Origin of the sequence: Plantactinospora sp. B5E13 (genome assembly GCF_039871775.1) — a bacterium.
Lineage (GTDB): Bacteria > Actinomycetota > Actinomycetes > Mycobacteriales > Micromonosporaceae > Plantactinospora.
This window is the reverse complement of the sequence record NZ_JBDPLT010000001.1, coordinates 224707-248559: the sequence shown is the minus strand read 5'-3', so window position 1 is coordinate 248559 and position 23853 is coordinate 224707. Positions and strand designations below refer to the sequence as shown.

The 23853-nt window shown below is 72.7% G+C and carries 20 protein-coding genes and 1 pseudogene; 14 read left to right on the top strand and 7 right to left on the bottom strand.

Annotated features, from left to right (window positions below):
* Positions 1–48: 48 nt before the first annotated feature.
* Positions 49–1149 (top strand): sugar phosphate nucleotidyltransferase, encoded by a 1101-nt coding sequence (locus ABGB05_RS01090; protein ID WP_347651172.1) that lies wholly within the window; start codon positions 49–51, stop codon positions 1147–1149.
* A gap of 27 nt (positions 1150–1176) precedes the next feature.
* Here the strand turns inward: ABGB05_RS01090 and ABGB05_RS01085 are convergent, their stop codons facing one another.
* On the bottom strand, positions 1177–1779 hold the full coding sequence (locus tag ABGB05_RS01085; RefSeq protein ID WP_347651171.1) for an NUDIX hydrolase: 603 nt from the start codon (positions 1777–1779) through the stop codon (positions 1177–1179).
* A gap of 37 nt (positions 1780–1816) precedes the next feature.
* Between ABGB05_RS01085 and ABGB05_RS01080 the strand changes: the two are divergent.
* Together ABGB05_RS01080 and ABGB05_RS01075 are read left to right on the top strand one after the other, a co-directional pair.
* Positions 1817–2866, top strand: a pseudogene (locus ABGB05_RS01080) (hypothetical protein); the annotation flags it as partial.
* A 389-nt stretch (positions 2867–3255) separates the two neighbouring features.
* The gene (locus ABGB05_RS01075; protein ID WP_347651170.1) at positions 3256–4281 is read left to right on the top strand and encodes a winged helix-turn-helix domain-containing protein; all 1026 of its coding nucleotides are present in this window, start codon (positions 3256–3258) and stop codon (positions 4279–4281) included.
* A gap of 7 nt (positions 4282–4288) precedes the next feature.
* Here the strand turns inward: ABGB05_RS01075 and ABGB05_RS01070 are convergent, their stop codons facing one another.
* Both ABGB05_RS01070 and ABGB05_RS01065 read right to left on the bottom strand, forming a co-directional pair.
* Positions 4289–5629 carry a coenzyme F420-0:L-glutamate ligase gene (locus ABGB05_RS01070; protein WP_347651169.1) on the bottom strand — a complete coding sequence of 447 codons (1341 nt, stop codon included), beginning with the start codon at positions 5627–5629 and terminating at the stop codon, positions 4289–4291.
* The gene (locus ABGB05_RS01065) at positions 5626–6756 is read right to left on the bottom strand and encodes a 2-phospho-L-lactate transferase CofD family protein (RefSeq protein ID WP_347651168.1); all 1131 of its coding nucleotides are present in this window, start codon (positions 6754–6756) and stop codon (positions 5626–5628) included. The genes ABGB05_RS01070 and ABGB05_RS01065 overlap by 4 nt, the downstream gene beginning before the upstream one ends.
* Before the next feature lie 97 nt (positions 6757–6853).
* On the opposite strand from ABGB05_RS01065, the gene ABGB05_RS01060 reads away from it, so the two are divergent.
* From ABGB05_RS01060 to ABGB05_RS01050, 3 genes are all read left to right on the top strand, one after another.
* Positions 6854–7900 (top strand): hypothetical protein, encoded by a 1047-nt coding sequence (locus ABGB05_RS01060; protein ID WP_347651167.1) that lies wholly within the window; start codon positions 6854–6856, stop codon positions 7898–7900.
* Between the two features lie 167 nt (positions 7901–8067).
* Positions 8068–10596, top strand: coding sequence for a bifunctional FO biosynthesis protein CofGH (locus ABGB05_RS01055; RefSeq protein ID WP_347651166.1), 2529 nt, complete (start codon positions 8068–8070; stop codon positions 10594–10596).
* 350 nt (positions 10597–10946) lie between these two features.
* The gene (locus ABGB05_RS01050; protein ID WP_192765159.1) at positions 10947–11204 is read left to right on the top strand and encodes a WhiB family transcriptional regulator; all 258 of its coding nucleotides are present in this window, start codon (positions 10947–10949) and stop codon (positions 11202–11204) included.
* 88 nt (positions 11205–11292) lie between these two features.
* Here the strand turns inward: ABGB05_RS01050 and ABGB05_RS01045 are convergent, their stop codons facing one another.
* Complete coding sequence (locus ABGB05_RS01045; protein ID WP_331212743.1) at positions 11293–11742, bottom strand: metallopeptidase family protein; 450 nt, start codon at positions 11740–11742, stop codon at positions 11293–11295.
* Positions 11743–11945: 203 nt separating this feature from the next.
* On the opposite strand from ABGB05_RS01045, the gene ABGB05_RS01040 reads away from it, so the two are divergent.
* The 5 genes from ABGB05_RS01040 (at position 11946) to ABGB05_RS01020 (ending at position 16845) form a co-directional block, all read left to right on the top strand.
* Complete coding sequence (locus tag ABGB05_RS01040; protein ID WP_347651165.1) at positions 11946–12314, top strand: DUF3499 domain-containing protein; 369 nt, start codon at positions 11946–11948, stop codon at positions 12312–12314.
* Between the two features lie 325 nt (positions 12315–12639).
* Positions 12640–13833 (top strand): spermidine/putrescine ABC transporter substrate-binding protein, encoded by a 1194-nt coding sequence (locus ABGB05_RS01035; protein WP_347651164.1) that lies wholly within the window; start codon positions 12640–12642, stop codon positions 13831–13833.
* A gap of 2 nt (positions 13834–13835) precedes the next feature.
* A complete protein-coding gene (locus ABGB05_RS01030) occupies positions 13836–15050 on the top strand; it encodes an ABC transporter ATP-binding protein (protein ID WP_347651163.1) in 1215 nt (404 codons plus the stop codon).
* A gap of 5 nt (positions 15051–15055) precedes the next feature.
* Positions 15056–16000 carry an ABC transporter permease gene (locus ABGB05_RS01025; protein WP_347651162.1) on the top strand — a complete coding sequence of 315 codons (945 nt, stop codon included), beginning with the start codon at positions 15056–15058 and terminating at the stop codon, positions 15998–16000.
* Positions 15997–16845 (top strand): ABC transporter permease, encoded by an 849-nt coding sequence (locus ABGB05_RS01020; RefSeq protein ID WP_347651161.1) that lies wholly within the window; start codon positions 15997–15999, stop codon positions 16843–16845. Before ABGB05_RS01025 ends, ABGB05_RS01020 begins: the two co-directional genes overlap by 4 nt.
* Before the next feature lie 22 nt (positions 16846–16867).
* Here the strand turns inward: ABGB05_RS01020 and ABGB05_RS01015 are convergent, their stop codons facing one another.
* Positions 16868–17227 carry an immunity 51 family protein gene (locus tag ABGB05_RS01015; protein ID WP_347651160.1) on the bottom strand — a complete coding sequence of 120 codons (360 nt, stop codon included), beginning with the start codon at positions 17225–17227 and terminating at the stop codon, positions 16868–16870.
* A gap of 37 nt (positions 17228–17264) precedes the next feature.
* Complete coding sequence (locus ABGB05_RS01010) at positions 17265–18071, bottom strand: TIGR02452 family protein (protein WP_347651159.1); 807 nt, start codon at positions 18069–18071, stop codon at positions 17265–17267.
* 132 nt (positions 18072–18203) lie between these two features.
* Here ABGB05_RS01010 and ABGB05_RS01005 point away from each other — a divergent pair, with 132 nt between their 5' ends.
* The 3 genes from ABGB05_RS01005 (at position 18204) to ABGB05_RS00995 (ending at position 21778) form a co-directional block, all read left to right on the top strand.
* Entirely contained in the window at positions 18204–18875 is a 672-nt protein-coding gene (locus tag ABGB05_RS01005) for a phosphotransferase (RefSeq protein WP_347651158.1), read from the top strand.
* Between the two features lie 78 nt (positions 18876–18953).
* Entirely contained in the window at positions 18954–19349 is a 396-nt protein-coding gene (locus ABGB05_RS01000) for a hypothetical protein (protein WP_347651157.1), read from the top strand.
* On the top strand, positions 19349–21778 hold the full coding sequence (locus ABGB05_RS00995) for a DUF4132 domain-containing protein (RefSeq protein ID WP_347651156.1): 2430 nt from the start codon (positions 19349–19351) through the stop codon (positions 21776–21778). The genes ABGB05_RS01000 and ABGB05_RS00995 overlap by 1 nt, the downstream gene beginning before the upstream one ends.
* Before the next feature lie 60 nt (positions 21779–21838).
* On the opposite strand, the gene ABGB05_RS00990 is transcribed toward ABGB05_RS00995, so the two are convergent.
* Complete coding sequence (locus ABGB05_RS00990) at positions 21839–23776, bottom strand: hypothetical protein (protein ID WP_347651155.1); 1938 nt, start codon at positions 23774–23776, stop codon at positions 21839–21841.
* Positions 23777–23853 lie beyond the last annotated feature (77 nt).

Sequence of the window (23853 nt, the reverse complement as noted above, 5' to 3'; positions counted from 1 at the left end):
AATGACATGGAAAGGTGATCGGGCGCACCCGTCCGGCATGATGTGCTGATGCTCTTCGCCGTAATCCCGGCCGGTGGCAGTGGGACCCGTTTGTGGCCGCTGTCCCGCGCGGGGCACCCCAAGTTCCTGCACGCGCTCACCGGCACCGAGGCCTCGCTGCTGCAGGCCACCGTGGACCGGCTCGGCCCGTTGACCACCCCGGAACGGACCATGGTGGTCACCGGCGCCGCGCACGTGGCCGCCGTCGCCCGGCAGCTGACCGGGTTGCCCGAGGAGAACATCCTCGTCGAGCCCTCGCCCCGGGACTCCTGCGCGGCGATCGCGCTGGCCGCCGCGTTGATCGCGACCCGCGAGCCGACGGCCGTGATGGGCTCGTTCGCCGCCGACCACCTGATCCGCGACCCGGCGACCTGGGTGTCGACGGTCCGGCAGGCGGTCACCGGCGCCGAGCGCGGCCTGCTGATGACGGTGGGGATCACCCCGACCCGACCGGAGACCGGGTACGGCTACCTGCAGTGCGGCGAGCTGATCGACGGCGGCCCGCTGCGCCGGGTCGAGGAGTTCAAGGAGAAGCCGGCGGCCGAGGTCGCCCGGGAGTACGTCCGCTCCGGCCACTACCTCTGGAACGCCAGCATGTTCGTCTGGCGGGTCGACGTCTTCCTCGCCGAGCTGGCCCGGCAGCAGCCCGAACTGCACGCCGGGCTGACCACGATCGCCGACGCCTGGGACACCCCGGACCGGGAGGACGTGCTGACCGGGATCTGGCCCACCCTGCCCAAGATCTCGGTCGACTACGCGGTGATGGAGGGGGCCGCCGCGGCTGGCCGGGTCGCCACCGTACCGGGCGACTTCGGCTGGAACGACGTCGGCGACTTCGACACCCTCGGTGAGGTGCTCACCGCCGACGGGTCGGGCAACGTGGTGCTGGGCGCCGAGACGGGCGGGCCGAAGCCCGGGGTGCTGCTGCGGGACTGCGAGCGGCTGGTGGTCGTACCGCACTCCGGTCGGTTGGTCGCCACCCTCGGCGTACGGGACCTGATCGTCGTCGACACTCCGGACGCGCTGCTGGTCTGCCCACGGGACCGGGCCCAGGACGTGAAGAAGCTCGTCGACGAACTCAAGGCGCGGGGCGAGGAGGACCTGGTCTGAGGTCGGCGACCGCACCGTCCCGGACGGCTATCCGGTCCGGGACGGCGACGCCGGTCCGAGCCGGTCCGCGGTCGCGGTCGCGGTCGCGGTCGCGAACGCGACCAGCGCCGGTGCCACCAACTGCTCGGTGGCGTCGAGCAGCTCTCCGGGCAACGCGTCCGGGGCGAACCAGCCGAGCTCCAGCGACTCGGCGCTGACCCGGGCCACCGCCCCCGGCGGCGCGATCGCGGCGAACCGTATGTCGTGGTGGAACGAGCCGCCCTGGCAGGAAACCGGGTGGATGTCCAGGTCGATCGGGACCGGGGCGAGCCGCAGCCCGGTGATGCCGGACTCCTCGGTCGCCTCCCGCAGCGCCGCGCCGGCCACGGTCAGGTCGTCGGGCTCGCAGTGGCCGCCGAGCTGCGCCCACCGTCGGTACTTGCCGTGCAGGCAGAGCAACACCCGGCTACCGGTCGCGTCCACCACCAGCGTGCTGGCGGTGACGTGCCCCCGACGGTGGGCCCGGGTCATCGCGACCGGCCCGTCGGCGAGCAGCTTCAGGGTCCGGTCCCGGGCGTCGGCCGCGGCCGGGGTCACCGGCTGCCAGCCGCTGAGCAGGGCGATCGCGTCGGAGTGTAGGGAGTCCAGCACGGATCCAGCCTAGGCGAGCTTCCGTAGCATGATCGGCATGGCACGCCCCCTGCGTACGGTCGAACTCGCCCTGCCCGGCAACGAGGCGAGCGACCTGCTGCCGGTACGGTCATCGGCGCTGCTCGCCGCGCACGGTGCGCGCCGGGGCTTCTGGACCGTGCTCGACGAGGGGCCGGTCGAACGCTGCCTGGCCCTGCTGCTGGAGCGGTACGACGGCGGGTGGACCACCCACCACCTGCCGATGGACGCGGGCGGGGAGAACGGCCGGACCGACGACGGCGAGGCGCTCGCCCGGGACGGCGGCTGGATCTACGTGGTCGGCTCGCACTTCGGGTCGAAACGGGGACCGTTGCGACCGCGCCGCGCCTTCGTCGCCCGGTTCCGGGAATCCGAGGCGATCACCGGGCTGCCCCGCCTGCAGGTGGTGCGCAACGGGTTCCGGCTGCACCGCGCGGTCAACGACGCCCTCCTGGCGGCCGGCATCGGTGCGCTGCCGCTCGGCGACCGGGTACGGGAGCGGTTCATCACCGCCACCGTGGACCGGGGTACCGCCCGGGCGAAGACCTGGGTGCGTCGGCTCACCGCCGAGGACTTCCCGATCAACGTGGAGGGGGCGGCCTTCACCCCGGCGGGCACCCTGCTGCTCGGGCTCCGCTTCCCGGTCACCGCCGGAGGTGAGCCGATCGTCGTCGAGGTGGCGGACGTTCCGGCGATGTTCGACCGGACCGCCCGGGGGTGGCCCCGGGTCGTCGGGGCGTACGCGTTGACCGGGGTGACCCGACCCGGCGAACTCACCGGGATCCGGGCACTCTCCGCCCGGGACGACGGGACGTACGACGCGGTGATCGGCTCGATCGACGCGCTCGGCAAGGCGTCGGTGCTGCTCGACGACCACCCGACCGGCGGCGACGTGCCCTGCCGGCACGTACGGTTCCGTCCGCCGGTCGGTCCGGGCCGGCCCGCCGGCACCGCCGCCGTACCCGTCGCGGACCTGGCGCCGCTGTACAACGTGGAGGGTCTGGCCGAACTTGACGGGGCCCGGTACTACGTCACCGACGAGGCACACCGGATCGCGCTGTGGATCGGTGAGCCGGACCGGGACGACCCGGAGACGGACCTCGGCGATCCGGAGACGGACCGCGACGGTCTGGCTCGTGACCGGTCCGGTGATGACGGCGTGGGCAGCGACATTCGCCTGGAAGGCGACAGCCCGGACGGCACCCTTCGCGGATGAAGGGCCGCGAACCCTCGTGGAAGCCGTCCGGGTGCCGCGTTCCTCCCCTGCCCCCGGCACATGCCACACCGGCCGCTCGGCGTCGGAACGCCCGCGACACCGGCATCGCTCAGTGAGCATGCCCGCTGACGGCGACGAGCGTCGAGGTCTTTCAGCCCAGCCTGAAAGACGCAGGTGGATGCCATCCAGGTAGAGTTCGACTGGTTGCCGTGGGACCCGCCGGCGATTCGGGAGTGCGAGTCATGCTACGGATCGTCTTCTCCAGTGAGGACATCGCCCGGACCCGGGTCGCCCCTGCCGCCGACGAGGTCTGGGAGCTCGTCCTCAGCCTGCACTTGCTGCAGGGCCGCAGCCGGGACCCGGTGATGGCCGGCTGGCGGCGCGAGGTGGCCGGCGGCATCCGGCGGGAGAGTACGCCCGGACGGCTGCGGCTGCTGCTCGCGCTGAACCCGCCACGTGGCTACTTCCCGGACTTCCTCACCCCGTACGCGAGCCGGTACGGCATCGAGGCCGGACTGGACGCCGTACGCTCCACCCCGGTCAGCTCGCTGGAACGTGACCTGACCGTTCTCGCCAGCGAGAACCCGCTGCCGATGCCCGGCTCCGCCGTCGCGTTGGCCCGGGGCGACGTGTCGGTGCTCCGGCACCTCACCGACTCGATGCGGACCTACCGGGAGATGGCGATCACCCCGTACTGGCAGCGGATCCAGGCGGCGGTGGAGGCGGACCGGAGCCGCCGGGCCCGGGCCCTGCTCGACGACGGCACGGAGGGGCTGCTGGCCAGCCTGCGACCGATGGCGCGGTGGAACTCGGGGGTGCTGGAGGTGCCGGACTATCCGGTGGACCGCGAGGTGCATCTCGGCGGGCGCGGGATGCTGCTCGTACCGTCGTTCTTCTGCGCCCGGATCCCGGTCACCCTGGTCGATCCGGAGCTGCCGCCGGTGCTGGTGTATCCGGTGGACCGGCTCGGTGGCCTGACCCCGGCACCGGGTGAGGGCGCCGGTCCGGCGGGGATGGCCGGCACCGGCCGGGAGAACGGGCGGGCGGCGCTGGCCGCACTGCTCGGCCGGACCCGGGCCACGGTCCTGGAGGCGGTCGGCGACGGCTGTTCGACCGGTGAGGTGGCCCGTCGGCTGCACATCTCGCCGGCTGCCGCGAGCCAGCACACCACCGTGCTCCGTAACGCCGGCCTGCTGGTCAGCCACCGGGACCGGAACACCGTGCTGCACACCCTGACCCCGCTCGGTCGGGCGATGCTGAACGCCTGACCCGGGGTCAGCGGTTCGGTGTCGCCGGCGCGGGTATGGCGGTGAGCAGCAGGAACACCCCGATGTTACCGTCCGGGGCCGGCAGGACGCCGGAGTCGACCCCCTCGGCGGCCAGGGCCGCCCGCAGCCGGTGCAGGTCGGCGCCGAACCTGATCAGCGCCGTCGGACCGGTGGCCGGCGGTCGGCAGTCCAGCACCGCGGTCCCGTCGGTGACGGCGGGTGTCCCGGCCGGCGCCGTGACCGCGTCGGCCGCGGCGGACGGGTCCGTCGGCGCCGCCACCTCGTCGGGTACGGCCGGCACCGCCGCGCCGAGCCGGGCGACCAGGTCCGGGTCGGTGACCAGGGCGAACCGGGTGTCGGGCGCGATCACTCCGGTGACCGTGTCGACTGCCCGGGCCACCGCGACCGGGTCGACCGTCGGCTGCGTTGCCGGCGCGGTCGGCGGCTGACCGGCTGTTCCGGTGGCCGGCTGACCGGCTGTTGCGGTGGCCGGCTGACCGGCTGTTCCGGTCGGCGGCTGCGTTGACGGTTGCGTCGGCGACGCAGACCACGGGGACGTGGGCCGTCGGACGGACTCGCCGAGGGTGGCGGCGGCCCGCAGTCCGGCCGCCCGGGCCTCTGCGGTGCCGAGCGAGAAGAGGTCGTGGGCGGCGTCCCGGACCAGGGCGGCCACGGCGCCGTCGCCGTCGCCGTCGTCGGCGTCCGGGCCGGTCAGGTAACCCCGGATCACCGCCACCGGCACCTGGTCGCACTTGCCCTTCACCAGTTCACCGGCAGCGGCCAGTTCGTCCACCACCGCCATCTGGGTGATGTTGAGCTGGTTGCCGTACGGGTCGACCTCACCCCGGTGGTCGCGCAGCGCCGACATGCCGGCGACCCCGAGGGCGACGTCGGTGAGCCCGTTGCGCCACGGCCGACCCATGGTGTCCGAGATGATCACCGCCACGTCCGCGCCGTGCCGGTCCCGCAGCGCGGCCCGCAGCGCCCGGGCCGAGGCGTCCGGGTCCTTCGGCAGCAGGACCAGCCGGGACCGGTCCACATTCGAGGCGTCGATCCCGGCGGAGGCCATCACAAAACCGTGGTGGGTCTGGACGATCCGGGTCGACCCCCGCCGGGCGACCGGGCGGGCGGTCTCCGCGGCCAGGACCTCCGCCCGGGCCGCCTCCCGTTCCGGGCCGTCCGTCGGTACGTCGACCAGCCGCCCCTCCGCCTTCGAGACGATCTTGCTGGTCACCACGAGTACGTCGCCGTCGCGCAGCCAGGGTGCGGCGGTGGCGATCAGCGCCGCCAGGTCGTCGCCCTCCCGTACGTCGCCGATGCCGAGTACGGGCAGCACCTCGAGCCTCACGCCGGTCCACCCGCCTCGCCCGTCCGGTCGACCGGACGCACCGTCGTGGCCAGGTCGACCGCGGCCCGGACCATGGCGACAGTGGCCGCCTCGTCCGTCATCCAGAGCGGCACCGCCTCGACGGCCACCCCGGGCACCTCGACCCCGGCGTCGGAACTGTCCACCAGCCAGCCGTCCAGCAGACCGTCGGCCGAGCGGGCGCCGTACAGGCCACCGACCCCGGCGGCGGTGCACGGCACCCCGAGTACGTCGAGACAGCGGTCCGCCATCCCCCGGACCGGGGCACCACCGATGATCGGCGACACCCCGACCACCGGCGCCCGGTTGCCGACCAGTGCCTCCCGCAGCCCCGGTACGGCGAGGACCGGTGCGATGCTCACCACCGGGTTGCTCGGCGCGACCAGTACGACGTCCGCCTCGGCGAGGGCGTCCAGCACCCCGGCGGCCGGCTTGGCCGACTCCGCACCGACAAAAACGAACCGGTGGGTCGGCAGCGCGCCACGGTGCCGTACCCACCACTCCTGGAAGTGGATCGCCCGCCGGGCCGGCTCTGCCCCGGGCGCCTCGGCCGGTCGCGCCTCCACCGGTTGCCCCCTGCCGTCGGTGCCGGCGCTGTCCGGTGCTCTGTCACCGGCGCCGCTGCTGTCCGGTGCGCCGGCGCCACTGTCGGTGGCGTTCGGCGCCGGGTCACTCACCACGACGTGGGTCTCCAGCCGGTCGTCGGTCGCCGGGAGCAGACGTACACCGGGCTGCCAGCGGGCGCAGAGCGCCTCGGTCACCGCCGAGAGCGGGTAACCGGCGTTCAGCATGGTGGTCCGGACCAGGTGGGTCGCCACGTCCCGGTCGCCGAGCCCGAACCAGGTCGGCTCGGCGCCGTACGCGGCCAGTTCCTCCTTGACCGTCCAGGTCTCGCCGGCCCGTCCCCAGCCCCGTTCCCGGTCGGCGCCCCCGCCGAGGGTGTACATGACACTGTCCAGATCCGGACAGATCCTCAGGCCGTGCATGACCACGTCGTCCCCGACGTTGACCACCGCGGTCACCTCGGCGCCCACCTGACGGGCGTACCCGCGTACGCCGGTCAGGAAGCGGGCCCCGCCGATGCCCCCGGTCAACACCACGATGCGCATACCGACCATCCTCGCCCATCCGCTCGTGGCGGGCGGCGGGCGGGTTCGCCGACTAGGCTCAGGCGTCGCCATCATCCGTCCTGTCCGAGGGGGAGCCGTGACCAGCCAGCCCGGGCCCGCGCCGACCGAGGCGCCACCGGCCAGTCAGATCACCAAGCCGCTACGCGAACTGATCGCGCTGGTGCTACTCGGCGCGAACGCGCTGTTCCTGTTCACCGGGCTCCTCGACCTGTTCTTCGGCTGGCCGGGCACCGGCTTCGACGACCGGGCCGAGGCCGTCTACTCCTCGTTCGCCGGTGCCTCGGCGATCAGTTTTCCGATGCTCGCCGTGCTGCTCGCCACCCACGTGCGGCCGGTGGTCGGCCGGGCCCGCCTGCTCGTCCAGGTCGCCCTCGTGGAGTACGCCGTCTCGCTGCTGTTCGGCGGGATAGCGCTGCTCGCCGCAGGGTTCGGCGCGCTGGCCGAGGCCCGGTTCTACGCCGGTTTCAGCATCGGACTGGACCAGGTCGGCTGGTACGCGGTCCTCGCCGTCGCGGCGTTCCTGGTCTTCCGGATCTGGCAGACGCTCTACCACGTACCGAAGCCCAAGCCGCAGCCGGGCGTCTACGGCCAGCCGCAGCCGTACGGTCAGCAGCCGTACGGTCAGCAGCCCTACGGTCAGCAGCCGTACGGGCAGCCGGGCCAGCCCGGGTACCCGGGCTACCCGCCGGTGCCGGGACAGCAGCAGGGGTACCCGTCGGCGGCCTACCCGCAGGCGCCGGTCGAGGCGACCGTCTACGGCCAGCCGACCGGCTACGGGCAGCCCGGGTTCGCTGCCGCCCCGTCGTCCGCCCCGCCGAGTCCGTCCTCCGCGCCGCCGGCGACCGGGCCGGCTCCGGGCGCCGGGCCGGTGCTGGGTTCGGGACCGGTGGTGGGTGCCGGGCCGGCCCCCTCGACGCCCGGTGGCTCGGCCGGTTCGGCTCCGTTGCCCGGCGGTTCGGCCGGACCGGAGGAGGACGAGGATCCGGGCCGGACCCAGGTGGTCCCGCAGCGCGGCGCGACCGCGTCCGGCACCGACCAGACCCAGCGGATCAACCCGGCGAGCCAGCAGCCGTCGGCGGGTTCGCCGCCGCCGGACCGCGACGACGACCCGGCCGGGCGCTGACCTCGGCCGGGCGCTGCCCCCGGCAACGCGCTGGCCTTGGCCCGGCGCCGACTACGGCGGACGGGACGGTACCGCCGGCCTCGCGGTGCGCGTTCATTCGAAGGACGGGGATCACCGTCGGGGCGGTCGGGCGCGGCGCGGCCGGCCGTACGGCCTAGGCTGCACGAGTGGCAGATCGGAGTGACCCGGCGCCGACCACCGCGAGTCTGCGGCGGGCGTTGCGCCGGGCGGCGGACGGACGGGCTCTCGACCGGGACGAGGCGGCCGTGCTGCTCGCCGCGCGTGGCGAGTTCCTCGACGAACTGCTGGCGGTCGCCGGCCGGCTGCGCGACGCCGGACTGGCCGACGCCGGCCGTCCCGGCGTGGTCACCTTCTCCAAGAAGGTCTTCATCCCGCTGACCCGGCTCTGCCAGGACCGTTGCCACTACTGCACGTTCGCCACCGTGCCGCACCGGCTACCCGCGCCCTACCTGGAGCGCGACGAGGTACTGGCGATCGCCGCCGCCGGGGCGGCCCAGGGCTGCAAGGAGGCCCTGTTCACTCTCGGCGATCGGCCGGAGGCCCGCTGGCCGCAGGCCCGGCAGTGGCTGACCGAGCGCGGCTACGACTCCACCCTCGACTACCTGCGCGCCTGCGCGATCGCAGTCCTGGAGGAGACCGGGCTGCTGCCCCACCTCAACCCCGGCGTGCTCTCCTGGGCCGAGCTGCAGCGGCTGAAGCCGGTGGCGCCGAGCATGGGGATGATGCTGGAGACCACCGCGACCCGGCTCTGGTCGGAGCCGGGCGGCCCGCACCACGGCTCGCCGGACAAGGAGCCGGCGGTGCGGTTGCGCGTCCTCTCCGACGCCGGCCGGGTCGGCGTACCGTTCACCACCGGCATCCTGATCGGCATCGGCGAGACCGCCGCCGAACGGGTCGACTCGCTCTTCGCGATCCGGCGCAGCGCCCGGGAGTACGGCCACATCCAGGAAGTCATCGTGCAGAACTTCCGGGCGAAGCCGGACACCGCGATGCGGGGCATGCCCGACGCCGAGCTGCACGACCTGGCCGCCACCGTGGCGGTGGCCCGGATCCTGCTCGGGCCGGGGGCCCGGATCCAGGCGCCGCCGAACCTGATCGAGGGCGAGTACGACCTGCTGCTGCGGGCCGGGATCGACGACTGGGGCGGGGTGTCGCCGGTGACCCCGGACCACGTCAACCCGGAGCGGCCCTGGCCGCAGCTGGACGAGTTGGCGGCCCGGACCGCCGCAGCCGGGTTCACCCTGCGGGAGCGGCTCACCATCTACCCCGAGTACGTCCGCCGGGGCGACCCCTGGCTCGATCCACGACTGTCGGCGCATGTGGCGGCGCTGGCCGACCCGGCGACCGGGCTGGCGGTCGAGGCGGCCCGGCCGGGCGGACTGCCCTGGCAGGAGCCGGACGACGCGTTCGTGCCGGGGGGCCGGACCGACCTGCACGCCACCATCGACACCGCCGGTCGGACCGGTGACCGGCGCGGCGACTTCGACCACGTGTACGGCGACTGGGCCGAGGTCGGTGCCCGGGTGTCGACGGCGGGGCAGACCCCGTCGTCGAGCGCCGACGGGCCCGACCACGACCTGCGGGCCGGGCTGCGGCTCGCCGCCGACGATCCGGCCGCGCTGCTGGAGGCACGGCACGAGGCGGCGGCGCTGGCACTGTTCGGCGCGGACGGGGCGGCTCTGGACGAGGTGTGTCGGATCGCCGACGAGCTGCGCCGGGCGACCGTCGGTGACGATGTGACGTACGTGGTCAACCGGAACATCAACTTCTCCAACGTCTGCTACGTCGGTTGCCGGTTCTGCGCCTTCGCGCAGCGGGAGCGGGACGCCGACGCGTACCGGCTGTCGGTGGAGCAGGTGGCGGACCGGGCCGAACAGGCGTGGCAGGCGGGCGCGACCGAGGTCTGCATGCAGGGCGGCATCGACCCGAAGTTGCCGGTCACCGCGTACGCCGATCTGGTCCGGGCGGTCAAGACCCGGGTGCCCGGGATGCACGTGCACGCCTTCTCTCCGATGGAGATCGTCACCGCTGCGGCGAAGGCCGGAGTCTCCATCCGGGACTGGCTCGGCGAACTGCGCGACGCCGGTCTGGACACCATTCCCGGCACCGCCGCCGAGATCCTCGACGACGACGTGCGCTGGGTGCTCACCAAGGGCAAACTGCCGGCCGCGACCTGGGTCGAGGTGGTCAGTACCGCGCACGAACTCGGCATCCGATCCAGTTCGACCATGATGTACGGCCACGTCGACCATCCACGACAGTGGCTGGCGCACTTCCGGGTGCTGGCCGGGATCCAGGACCGTACCGGCGGATTCACCGAGTTCGTGGCGCTGCCGTTCGTCCACACCAACGCGCCGATCTATCTGGCGGGTATCGCCCGCCCGGGTCCCACCTGGCGGGAGAACCGGGTCGTGCACGCGATGGCCCGACTGCTGCTGCACGGCCGGATCGACAACATCCAGTGCTCGTGGGTCAAGCTCGGCGACGCCGGTACGGCGGAGCTGCTCCGGGGCGGGTGCAACGACCTCGGCGGCACGCTGATGGAGGAGACCATCTCCCGGATGGCGGGTTCGGACCACGGCTCGGCCCGGACCGTCGCCCAGCTGGAGCGGATCGCGGCGGCGGCGGGCCGTCCCGCCCGGCGACGCACCACCGTGTACGGACTCGCCGGCTGAACCCCCCGTTCCGGGACTTGCGGAAACGGTGCCGGACTGTCGGGCCAGGCGACACGCCGGAGTCGCCACGCCGATTTCCGACCCAACTCGCCGAGTCGGCGTTACCCGTACCCGGTCTGAATCGATAGGCCCGGTTGCGAGGCCGTGATGACGCGACAGTCGTCCGGACACGCGGTAAGGGGTGACTCCACTTAGCAGGTTCGGCTTGACGACGCACGTATAACACGCGTGTAATTTCAGTGGGGTCGTTCGTACGGAGCGCACCAAATCGCTACCGGGCGGACAAACACGCCTTCCGCGTGGGGGGTTGCACCGGCTGCCACGTCGGTGCGCGATAAGGAGGCAACTGGATGGACGGCCGACTCGAGGTGGCCGACCTACTCGGAAATGCTCCGGAGTGGCAAGAGCGCGCACTGTGCTCGCAGACCGATCCGGAGGCGTTCTTTCCCGAGAAGGGCGGCTCCACCCGCGAGGCGAAGCGAATCTGCTCCCGCTGTGAGGTCAAGACCGAGTGCCTGGAGTACGCGCTCGGTCACGACGAACGGTTCGGCATCTGGGGCGGGTTGTCCGAACGCGAACGGCGCAAGTTGAAGCGTCGCGTCGCCTGATCGGCGGTGATCCGGGCGGTGGGGGGCCGCTCGGGTCCGGCCGGTCGCGTCCGGGTCCTCGTCGGGGGGCGAAACCCGGCCAGGGGGGTCAGGCGAGCTCGTCCGGGTCGACCCCGAGCAGGTTCGCCACCTGCTCGATGATCACGTCGTGGACCAGGTCGGCGAGGTCCTCCCGGTCGATCGCCCGGAACTCCAGCGGACGCCGGTAGAGCACGATCCTCGGCGGCACCTCCTGCCGTCCGGGCCGCCCGGGCAGGAGCCGGGCCAGCGGCACCTCGCCGTCCTCCAGCACGTCCGAGTCGTAGACGTTCAGGTCCGGCGGGACGTCCTCGACGGCGAACTCGACCCCGGCGAGTTCCTTGGCGAACCGGCGCTCCAGGGTTTCGACGGTGTCCAGCACAAGATCATCGAAGATCTCCGACTTGGTCCGGGCCAGCGGCACGGTGGCGGGGACCAGCCGACCACGCAACCCGCGGCCGTGCCGGTCCCGGCGCGACGGACGGCCGTTACCCGGGCGACGGTTCTCCGGACTGGTCAACTCAGCCTCGCTCCACTCGCTGTGCTTGCCCCACGACGACAGGGTAGACCTGGTCGGGCCGGTACCGGATCGTGGATTCGGCCGTGTCTCCGGTCGCCCCGGCCCGCCTGTCCCGATCCGTCTCCCGAAGTGTGATCACGGTTACCGGCGTGTCGCAGGCCCAAGCGCTGCTCCGGAGCCGGTAATGGAGATACCGTGCCGCCGTGAGGTCACCACGGCGTTGCTCCCGCAACGGCTGCCCCCGGCAGGCGGTCGCCACGCTGACCTATGTCTATAACGAGTCGACGGCGGTGGTGGGGCCGCTGGCCGCCTTCGCCGAGCCGCACACGTACGACCTCTGTGAGCCGCACGCCCGGAGCTTGACCGCGCCGCGCGGCTGGGAGGTGGTCCGGCACGAGGGGGAGTTCGAGCCGCCGCCGCCGACCACCGACGACCTGGTCGCGCTCGCCGAGGCGGTCCGCGAGGCGGCCCGTCCCGCGCCCCGGCCGCCGGACGAGGTGGACGTCGATCCGCACACCGGCCAGCAGACCGGACGCCGCGGCCATCTGCGGGTCATTCCGCCCAGCTACTGAAGGACGGGCTCCTACCCACCCACCGGCTACCGCTCCGGCGCCAGCCGGTGGGAAGGACAACGCCCCCCTCCGGACAACGCCCCCTCCTGACAGTGCACCGTCCGGAGCCGGGACCGGAGCCGACCGCGGCACCCCTCCGCCCGCCTCGTCCGTTCGGTGCGGGGCCCTCGTGCTGTCGGCCGACCGGTGGTCGTCCTGGGATACCCGTTCGGCTTTCCGGAAGGCCGCATGCCAGGATCGGCATCTGATCGGATCTCCGCGACGCCTACGGCAGCGGGCCGACCCGCGTACCCACCCGTCGGCACGACCCGTGAGGAGCCGCCCCATGTCCGCCCGTACCCCTGCCCTGCCCCGGCTGCCCCGGCGTACGCTGCTGCGCGGCGCGGCCGGGACGGCGGCACTGTTCGCCACCGGCGGCCTGCTCGGCGCCTGCGGCACCAAGGGTGCCCGGCAGACCGAGGCGAGCTGCGTCAGCGAGGACCGCTCCGGCAGCGAGAAGACGCTGCTCTTCTCGAACTGGCCGCAGTACCTGGACGTCGACGAGGAGAACGAGTCGAAGCGGCCCACCCTGGAGGCGTTCCAGGCCCGGACGGGCATCCAGGTGACGTACACCGAGGACATCAACGACAACAACGAGTTCTTCGGCAAGGTACGGCCGCAGCTGGCCGCCTGCGAGCCGATCGGCCGGGACATCATCGTGCTCAGCGACTGGATGGCGGCCCGGGTGATCGGGCTCGGCTGGGCGCAGCGCCTGGATCCGGCCCGGATCACAAACGTCGACCGTAACCTGCTGTCCTCGCTGCGTAACCGGACGTACGACCAGGCGAACGTGCTCGCCATCCCGTGGCAGTGCGGCCTGGCCGGGCTGGCCTACAACGGGAAGGTCACCGGGGAGATCCGGACCGTGGACGAGCTGCTCACCCGCCCGGACCTCAAGGGTCGGGTGACCCTGCTCAGCGAGATGCGCGACACGATCGGGCTGATCCTGCAGTCCAACGGCGCCGACCCGACCAACTTCACCGACGCCCAGTTCGACGACGCCCTGGAGAAGCTCCGGCGGGCGGTGGCGAGCGGCCAGATCCGGCGGTTCACCGGCAACGACTACGCCCCCGAACTCGCCAAGGGCGACATCGCCGCCTGCATGGCCTGGTCGGGCGACGTTATCCAGCTCGCCGCCGAGGACGAGCGGATCCGGTTCGTGGCGCCGGACTCCGGGGCGATGCTCTACTCCGACGACATGCTGGTGCCGAACCGGGCGACGCACCGGGCGCACGCCGAGGCGCTGATGGACTACTACTACGACCCGGCGGTCGCCGCCCAGGTCGCGGCGTACGTCAACTACATCTGTCCGGTGCAGGGCGCGCAGGCGGAGATGGAGAAGATCGATCCGGAGCTGGCGACCAACCCGCTGATCTTCCCGGACGCGGCGCTGCAGGCCCGGTCCAAGAAGTTCATGACGCTGACCGAGGAGCGGGAGCGGGCGTACGAGTCGAAGTTCCAGCAGGTCATCGGGGGATAGCGGTGGAAAACGAGCAGCCCGGGGCGCAGTTGCGGCTGGTCGAACTGACCAAGCGGTTCGGCCCCGCCCGCAGGCGCCCACGGCGCGACGCCGGATCCGACGGTGGTGCGCTCGCGGTCGACCGGCTCGACCTGACCGTGCCGGCCGGGACGTTCTTCGCCCTGCTCGGACCCTCCGGCTGCGGCAAGACCACCACCCTGCGGATGGTCGCCGGGCTGGAGGAGCCGACCAGCGGCCGGGTGCTGCTCGACACGGAGGAGATCACCCGGCTGCGGCCGTACCGGCGACCGGTGAACACCGTCTTCCAGAGCTACGCGCTCTTCCCACACCTGGACGTTTTCGAGAACGTGGCGTTCGGGTTGCGCCGGCGGGGCGTACCGGACGTGGCCGGGCAGGTCCGGGCGATGCTGTCGCTGGTCCAGCTCGACGGGTACGACCGGCGCCGGCCGGCCCAGCTCTCCGGTGGCCAGCAGCAGCGGGTGGCGCTGGCCCGGGCGCTGGTCAACCGACCCCGGGTGCTGCTGCTCGACGAGCCGCTCGGCGCGCTCGACCTCACCCTGCGCCGTCGGATGCAACTCGAACTGAAACGGATCCAGACCGAGGTCGGGATCACCTTCGTGCACGTCACGCACGACCAGGAGGAGGCCATGACGCTGGCCGACAGCGTCGCGGTGATGAACGCCGGCCGGATCGAGCAGCTCGGCACCCCGGCCGAGCTGTACGAGTTCCCGGCGACCGCGTTCGTCGCCACCTTCCTCGGTCGGTCCAACCTGCTGGCCGGCCGGGTGATCGGGCGTGGCGGTGACGACGTCCTCGTCGAGGCGTACGGGGAGCGGCTCTCGGTGCCGGCGGTCCGGTCCCGGAGCACGGCCGGCGCGGTGCTGCTCGGGATCCGGCCGGAGAAGCTGCGGCTGGTCCGGTCGGTGGACGAGGTCCCGGCCGGGCACCAGTCGGTGGCCGGGATCGTGACCGACGCCGCCTACCTCGGCACCAGCACCCAGTACGTGGTCCGGACCGGCTGGGGCACCGAGCTGTCGGTCTTCGCCGCCGCCGACGGACAGGCCCGGCCGGTACCGGTCGGCGCCGAGGTGGTCGCGCACTGGCATCCCCGGTACGCGTTCCTGCTCGACGCCGGGACGGGAACGCCGGGTGGGGAGGTCGTGCCGTCGGTGGGGTCGGCCGGTGCGGTACCGGCGAACGGCGTCGGGCCACGATGACCGGGGTGACGACACCCCGGCCCCGGGCGGTGGAGGACCGGCCCGACCCGCCGGGGCGCCGGTCAGGGACGGCGGATCACCGGTCGGGGACGGCGGGGCGACGGTCCGGGCGCCGGCTGCTGCCGTACCTGCTGGCCGCGCCCGGGGTGCTCTGGCTGGTGGTCTTCTTCCTGCTGCCGGCGGTCCAGCTCGGCGCGACGAGTCTCTACGACCCGACCGGCTCGCTGACCGACGGCTACGCGATGACCTGGTCGTTCGGCAACTACCCGGACGCGATCGCCGCCTACTGGGTCCACTTCGGACGATCCTTCGGGTACGCCGGGCTCGCCACCGCGCTGGCGCTGCTGCTCGGCTACCCGCTGGCGTACGCCATCGCGCTGCGCGCCGGACGCTGGCAGAACCTGCTGCTGGTCTGTGTGGTCGCCCCGATGTTCACCAGCTTCCTGGTCCGGACCCTGGCCTGGAAGACCGTGCTCTCCGACACCGGCACCCTGGTCGGGCTGCTCCGCGACCTGCACCTGCTCGCGCCCGACGGGCGGCTGCTCGCCTCCCCGGTCGCGGTGGTCACCAGCCTCACCTACGGCTACCTGCCGTTCATGGTGCTGCCGATCTACGCCAGCCTGCAGCGGCTGGACCGTCGGCTGCTGGAGGCGGCCCGGGACCTGAACGCCCGACCGGCCCAGGTCTTCCGGACCGTCACCCTGCCGCTGTCGAAACCCGGGGTGGTCGCCGGCACGCTGCTCACCTTCATTCCGGCCGCCGGCGACTACATCAGCGCCGAACTGCTCGGTACGCCGAACGAGTACATGATCGGCAACGTCATCGACGCGGCGTTCCTGGTCCGGCTCGACTATCCGCAGGGGGCCGCGCTCTCCGTCGTCCTGCTGCTGGTGATCCTGGCGCTGGCGGTCGGCTATCTGCGCCGGAGCGCCGCCGAGGAGGTGGGGTGAACGTGGGGCACCGGTTCTGGCGCTGGATCGCCGACCACTGGGTGCTGGCGGTCGCCGGGCTGGTCCTCGGCTACCTGCTGCTGCCGGTGGTGGTGGTCGCCGGGCTGTCGCTGAACCGGCCGTCGGGCCGGCTGTCGTACGACTTCGCCGAGTTCACCCTCGACAACTGGCGGGACCCGTGCGCCGCGCCGGGGATGTGCGGGGCGGTGCTGCGCAGCGTACAGATCGGTTTCCTGGCCACCCTGGTCTCCACCGTGCTCGGCACCCTGCTGGCGTTCGCCCTGGTCCGGCACCGGTTCCGCGGCCGGGCGGTGGCGAACCTGCTGGTCCTGGCGCCGATGGCGACCCCGGAGGTGGTGCTCGGCACCTCGCTGCTCGCCCTGCTGGTCGCGGCCGGGATACCGCAGGGCTTCTGGACCGTGGTGATCGCGCACGTGATGTTCTGCGTGTCGTTCGTGGTGGTGACCGTCCGGGCCCGGTTGTCCGGGATGGACAGCCGGCTGGAGGAGGCGGCGCTGGACCTCTACGCCAGCGAGTGGCAGGCGTTCCGCCGGGTCACCCTGCCGCTGGTGCTGCCCGGCATCGTCGCCGCCGCACTGCTCGCCTTCTCGCTCTCCTTCGACGACTTCGTCATCACCAACTTCAACTCGGGCACCACGGTCACCTTCCCGATGTACGTCTGGGGCGCCAACCAGCGCGGCATCCCGCCCCAGGTGAACGTCGTCGGCACCGCGATGTTCGGGCTCGCCCTGCTGCTGATGCTGGCGGTCCGGCTCCGCTGGCGGTTGCCCCGTCGCCGGCCGACCAGCGCCCCGTCGACCGACGAGCACGCCGGCGTCGGGTGACCCGGGGCGGAAGCGTCGTCGGTCAGTCGAACCAGTCGGGGTCACCGGAGCGGATCAGGGCGGCGAGCCGGGTCCGGTCCCGGAAAGCGGCCTGGAGCAGAGCACCCAACCGGCGCAGCGCCTCCGGGTCGGTGCCGTGGGCGACGAAGGTGCCGGCCTCCGGGTCGAAGTCCACCCGGTCGGCGAGCTCGGGAGCCTCCGCCTCGATCACGGAGCGGGCCACCCCCGCCCAGCCGTAGCCGTTGCCGTACTGGTCGCACTCCTCGAAGACGTCCATCACCTCGAGCATGTGCGTGTCAGTGAGCTGCAGGCAGTAGGAGCCCGGCCGGTGGTCGTACTCGAAGAAGACCAGCGGGGCGAAGGTCCGGTCGGTGTCGGTCACGCCGGCGATCCTAGGGACGGCCGCCGACAGAACCGGGTCACCGGCCGAGGGTCCGGGCGAACGCGGCGTGGGTCGGCGCCCCACGCTGGCGGTCGAGTACCGCGAAGACGACCTCGTCGAAGTGCGGGCGGTCGCGCAGCGCGCCGGCGAACGCCTCCGCCACCACGGTCGGCTCGTTGCCGAAGACCCCGCAGCCCCAGGCGCCGAGGACGAGCCGGCGGTGCCCGTACGCGGCCGCCACCGCCAGCACCCGGTCGGCCCGGCGGCGCAGCAGGGCCGGGACGTCCGCCACCCGGTCCGGCTGACTGCGCAGCATCGCCGACCGGTTCGGCGCCGCCGAGGTCAGGAACGAGACCGGGTACGGGCTGTCCAGCGGGTCCCCGCTGTCGTCCCGGAACACCGGAACCGCCGGCGAGTAGATGACCCGGTCGCTGTAGCCGAGATCGGGGTCGACCCGGTGTGCGGCGTAGAAGTCCCAGGCCGCCTGGAGGCAGGCGTACAGCCCGGAGGCGCGGGCCACACTCTCCTCCTGGGCCTGGGCGCCGTTGCGGAACCCGCCGCCGGGGTTGCGGGCCGAGGCGAACACCAGGCAGGCCAGGTCGCCGCCGAGCCGACGGGTCGCGGCGAGGGTGCTCTCGTTGGTCACCTCGATCGTGGCCGGCGGATGTGGCGCGGGGGCCGGCGCACCGGGCAGGGGATCGTCGGGCAGGTACAGCCGGGTGCCGGCGACCGCCCCCGCCACCTCGTCGGCGATCACCACCTCGGCGCCACCCGCCGTCCGGTAGGCGCCCCGGTCCAGCGCCTCCACCGTCTCCCGGGCGATCGCCCGCAACCGACTGCTCACGCCGCCATCATGATCGCCTGCTGGTCGCCGTTCCACTCGTTTCCCGTCGGCCGGGGTGGCCGTGTTCCTGCGGACCGACCGCGGCCGCCGCCGTACCCGGTCACCTGGACCCGGTCCGATACCGTGACCGGCATGGCTGACCAGGTGTTGCTCGGCACCGGCCGGGACGCGGACGTCTTCGCGTTGGACGACGGGCGGGTGCTGCGCCGCTACCGCGACGGCGGCGACGTTGCCCGGGAGGCCTCGATCATGGCGTACGTCGGCGGGCACGGCTTCCCGGTGCCCAGGGTGGACCGGGCCGAGGGCGCCGAGCTGGTGATGGAACGGGTCGACGGTCCGACCATGCTGGCGGCGCTGATCGCCGGGGAACTCGACGTGCCGGACGGGGCGGCGATCCTGGCCGACCTGCACCGCCGGCTGCGCGGACTGCCGCCCCGGCCGGGCGGTGACCCGGGGCTGCGGGTGGTGCACCTGGACCTGCATCCGGAGAACGTCATGCTCGGCCCGGGCGGGCCGGTGGTCATCGACTGGCGCAACGCCCGGGATGACGAGCCCGACCTGGACGTCGCGATGTCGGCGCTGATCCTGGCCGAGGTGGCGGTGAACAACTGGTTCGGTCTCGGTGACGTGGGTGAGCGTTTCCTCACCGCGTTCCTGGCCCGGACGCCCGGGGATCCGGTACGGCTGCTCGACGCCGCGCTCGCGACGCGGCGGGTCAATCCGACGCTGAGCGTCGAGGAGATCGGCCGGCTCGACGACGCGGCAACGTTGGTCCGCGAGCACTGGCGACCGACGGCAGGGTGACCGCCGGCCGGCGGCGGGGGTGACTGTCGGCCGGCGCGGACCGGTGCGTGTCGGTGGCGGTGTCTAGACTCCGCCGTCATGGCAAAGGTGAGCTTCGTCGATGAGACCACGGCCGGGGCCCGGGTGCCCGCGTGGGCACTGGAGATATTCGAGGAGCGGCTGACGCTGCGGGAGCTGGTCCGGCGTCGGATCTTCCAGGAGGTCGCGGAGTACAACGCGAGCAGCTCCGGGCCGTTCCGGGGACTGGTGCAGCCCACGGCCGCCGAACGGGCGCTCAACGGCGACCGGTCGACGGTGCCGCCGCGCCGGGTCGACCCGGAGCGGCAGGTCGCGCTCGCCGAGGCGGCGTTCGCCCGCAACGGTTTCGTGGTGCTGGTCGGCGACCACCAGGTCGACGACCTCGACCAGGTGGTCGAACTGGGGCGGGACACCGAGGTCACCTTCCTGAAGCTCGTACCCCTGGTGGGCGGCTGATGACCACCGCCACCGGCGACCGGCGCAGCCACCTCGACGACCTGGTCGCCGCCGGTCGGCTCGACGACCTGGCCCGACACCTGCGGGTCAACCTGCGCTCGTCGGCGGCCGGCGAGGCCGTCCGGCAGGCACTGCGCGGGCTGTCCCGGGAGCAGATGGTCGAGCTGATCCGGGTGCTGGCCGCCGGGGCGCCGACCGGTGGCCGGAGGATGAGCTGGTCGGATCAGGAACTGGTCCGGGAGTTGGCCCGCCGGTTGCCCGAGGACGTCAGCGCGACGACCGCCGCCGAACTGCTCGCCTTCGCCGTCCGGAATCCGCACGCGATGCCACCCGCCGCGCTGGCCACCCTGGTCCGCCGCGCCCACCCCGACGGCAATCCGCCGGACGAGGTACGCGAGCTGGTGCAGGACCGGTCCGGGGAGAGCCCGCACCTGCGGCAGCTGCTCGCCGACCTGGTGGGGCCGGCGGTGCGCGGGGGTGACCCGTGGGCCGACCGGATCCTGGCGGACCTGCCCGGCCTGGAGCCGGTCTGGACAAAACTGGTCGGCCACGCCAGCACCGCGACCAGCGCCCGTCCGTCCGCCGACTGGCGTCGCGGCGCCGAGGCTCTCCTGTCCACGATGGACGCGGCACGGGTCCGGGCCGTGCTCGGCGACTGGGTGGCGACGGGGACCCGGACGCCGCACCGGCAGCCGGACCCGCTCAACGCCGACACCCTGCGCGGGCTGCTCTGGACCCTGGAATTGGTCGGCCCCGCACCGGAGCAGGTGCGCATGCTGGCCGCCCTGGTCGAGGCGATGCTGCGCCGGCTGCCCGGGATCGGGCCGGCCAGCCCGAAACTGGCCAACGCGGCGGTCGGCGTACTGGGCAGGCTCGACGGAGAGGACGCCCTCGGGCAGCTCGCCCGGCTCGCCAACCGGGTCAGCTACCGGGGCACCCTCAACGAGATCGACAAGGCGCTCGCGGTCCGGGCCGAGGCGCTCGGACTCTCCCGGGACGAGATCGAGGAACTCGCCGTACCCGACTACGGGCTCACCGACGTCGGCCGGCACACGGTGCGGTTCGCCGCCGGCCGGGCCGAACTGGAGATCCAGGCGAGTGCGGTCACCGTCACCTGGTTCACCGATGCCGGTCGCCAGGTCAAGAGCCCACCGGCGGCGGTACGCCGGGACCAGCCGGGTGAGCTGGCCGAACTCAAGGCCATGGTCAAGGAACTCTCGGCGATGCTGAGCGCCCAGTCCGCCCGGCTGGACGGGCTGTTCCTGGCCCGACGGGAGTGGTCCGCGCCGGTCTGGCGGGAGCGCTACCTCGACCACCCACTGGTGGGCACGCTGGCCCGTCGACTGATCTGGGTGGTCGACGGGGTGCCCTGCGGGTACGTCGACGGCGTCCTGCGTACCGTCTCCGACGCCGAACACGTCGTCGGCGCCGCTGCCCGGGTCGAGCTGTGGCATCCGATCGGCCGACCGGTGCCGGAGGTGGTCGCCTGGCGGGAGTGGCTGGAGCGGCACCGGGTCGTGCAGCCGTTCAAGCAGGCGCATCGCGAGGTCTACCTGCTCACCCCGGCGGAGGAGCAGACCGGGACGTACTCGAACCGGTTCGCCGGCCACGTCCTGCGCCAACACCAGTTCCATGCCCTGGCCGCGGCTCGGGGCTGGCGGGACAAGCTCCGGCTCTCGGTCGACGACACCTATCCGCCGCCGGTCCGGGAGCTGCCCCGGTGGGGCCTGCGAGCCGAGTACTGGGTGGAGGGCGTCGGCGACGAGTACGGCGTGGACACCACCGAGTCCGGGGCGTACCTGCGGCTCGCCACCGACCAGGTGCGGTTCTATCCGATCGACGCCGACTCGAACTGGACCCATGCCTGGACCGGGGGATATTCCGCCTCCGGGGCCGCCTGGGACAACCCGGAGCCGGTGCCGGCGCTGCGATTGGACCAGATTCCGGCCCTGGTGTTCAGCGAGATCATGCGGGACGTCGACCTCTTCGTCGGGGTGGCCAGCATCGGCAACGACCCCACCTGGTCGGACGGCGGGCCGCAGGGCCGGTTCCGCGACTACTGGACGTCGTACAGCTTCGGCGAGCTGTCCGAGACCGCCCGGACCCGGCAGCAGATCCTGACCCGGCTGCTGCCCCGGCTCTCGGTCGGTGCCCGGGCGACGATCGACGGACGGTTCCTGGTCGTCCGGGGCGACCTGCGGACCTACAAGATCCACCTGGGGTCGGGCAACATCCTGATGAGCCCGAACGACCGGTACCTCTGTGTGGTGCCGGCCTGGGGCGCCGCCGCCGGTGGCGGCACCGAGCGGCAGTTCCTGCCCTTCGAGGGGGACGGCCTGCTCGCGGTGATCCTTAGCAAGGCGATGCTGCTGGCCGACGACACCGCCATCACCGATCCCTCGATCACCCGACAGTTCGAGGCCGGCTGAGCCGGCCCGGCTCCGCACCACCGGGTGTCCGGTGGTGCGGGGCCGGCCTTCCGACACCCGTCAGGGCTGGCTGCGCGGGCTGTCCGGGTCGAGGCTGTCGATGAACTCGTGCGGCTCGCCGAGCTCCACGCTGGAGCGGGCCACCTGGGCGTTCCGCCTCAGTTCGGCTTCGGCCCGGTCGGCCGGGACCCCGGCCTCGCGGGCACCTTCGACCACCTGGCGGTAGGCCTGGTCGGCGTACTCGTACGCCGCCGGGTAGTCGTGGGCGGCGAGCGCGCCCCTGGCCCGGCCGAGCAGCCGGTCCGCCGCCTTCAGCTCGTCGGACGCCCGGTGCGCCCGGGGGGCGGCGAGCACGTCGGCCGCCAGCCGGTTGGCCGCCTCGTTGTACGCGGCGGTCAGGAACCGGTCGCTGTTGTCGTGGTCGAACTGGCTGAAGTCCCAGTTCAGGTCGATGTAGCTCATCATCGAGTTGACCTGGTCACCGGCGTTGACAAAGTAGAACTCGTCGGCTGGGGCGTAGTCGACCCCGGTGCTGCTGTCGTAGCCGTCGTGCGGGTGGCTCATCCCGATGTGGTGCCCGACCTCGTGGATCAGCGTGGTGGTGAGGCCGTACCCGAACTCGACGATCTCCGGCGAGACGAACGCGAAGACGTACGACTGGGTGCCGTCGACGTAGTTGTCGTCGGCGAAGCCGAGCCCCGGAGTCGGGGTGCCCTCCGGCAGCGCATAGCTGAAGATCGGCAGCTCGTAGTCGACCCGGCCCTGGTCGTCCTGGGTCCGCGCCAGCTCCTTGGTGTTCTGCAGGTAGAAGTTGGCGAACCCGGGATAGCCCTCCTCCGGATAGCAGGACTCGTCCGCCTCGATAGCCAGGAAGTAGCAGCGCTCGGCGTCACCGGTGAACGGCAGGTCCTGGCTGTCGTAGTCGAGCGTGTTCCGCCAGCGCAGCTCCCGCAGCTCGTCGAGGAGGAGCTTCGGCTTGACGTACGTGGCGGAGGCATCGACGCCCGGCCAGCCCTCGTAGACGTTGCTGTCCAGGTTGATCGAACGGGGCGGTTCCGCCGTCGGCAGTTCGGCCGGATAGAGCGGGGAGGTGGTGAAGAGCAGGTTCAGCGCGACGTACCGGGTGATCTTGCTGAGGTCGCCGGCGAGCGCGTCCGGCGCCCGGTAGCCGCCCGTCCGGTACTCCCAGGTCGCCGGCATCCGGTAGTCCTCGACGCCGTTGCCGTCGAGGTCCGGCTCGTCGACGTTCCAGTTGGAGGTCCAGGACTCGGGGCCGGCGGAGAGGTCGTGGAACCAGATCCGGCGGGTCGAGCCGAGGCCGTTCTCCTCGTCCCGGGCGGTGGTGCCACCCCAGGCGATGATCTTGCGGCTGTCCCGTTCGACGCCGAAGTTGTAACCGGTGTCCGGGTCCGGCTCGTCGGTCTTGGTGTAGACGTGGAACCGGAAGTCGGACCGGCCGTACCAGTTGATGAAGAAGACCGTGTTGCGGCGGGTGTCGACCCCGACCGGCGGGTTCTTCGCCAGCCAGCGCTCCACGCTCGGCGCGTCGATCTCGTGGTTGTCCGTGACGTCGAGGACGTTGTTCTGCTGCTCGTTGTACGCCTGCTGGTAGTCGGTCAGCGGCGCGGGCCGGGCCAGCCGCTTCAACTCACCGAAGAACCGGTCCTCGTAGCGCCGGTCGGCGTAGCTGATCCGGTAGTCGTACGTGTACTGCAGTCCGAGCTTCTCCTCGATGCCGTAGAAGAGCCGATACCGGACCGCGGGCTCGTAACCCGACGGAAGGCCGGCCCGGAACGTCGGCTGCGGCACCTGGGACGGCGAGTAGCCGACGAAGACCACGTTCACCGGGACCCGCTCGGTCAGCCGGGGCTGCCCACCCGGATCCAGGTGCGTGTAGCGGTCCTTCCCGGCCGCGGTGGCCTGGCCCGCCGGTGCCAGCGCCAGCACGGTGAACACCGCGGTGGCCGCCGCCACCAGAATCCTGCGTTTTCCTTTCATGCCTGCCCCTCCCGCCATGACGACTGGTCGATTCCTCAGTCGCGCCGAGGCGAGCGTACGTCTGACGTGGATCTATG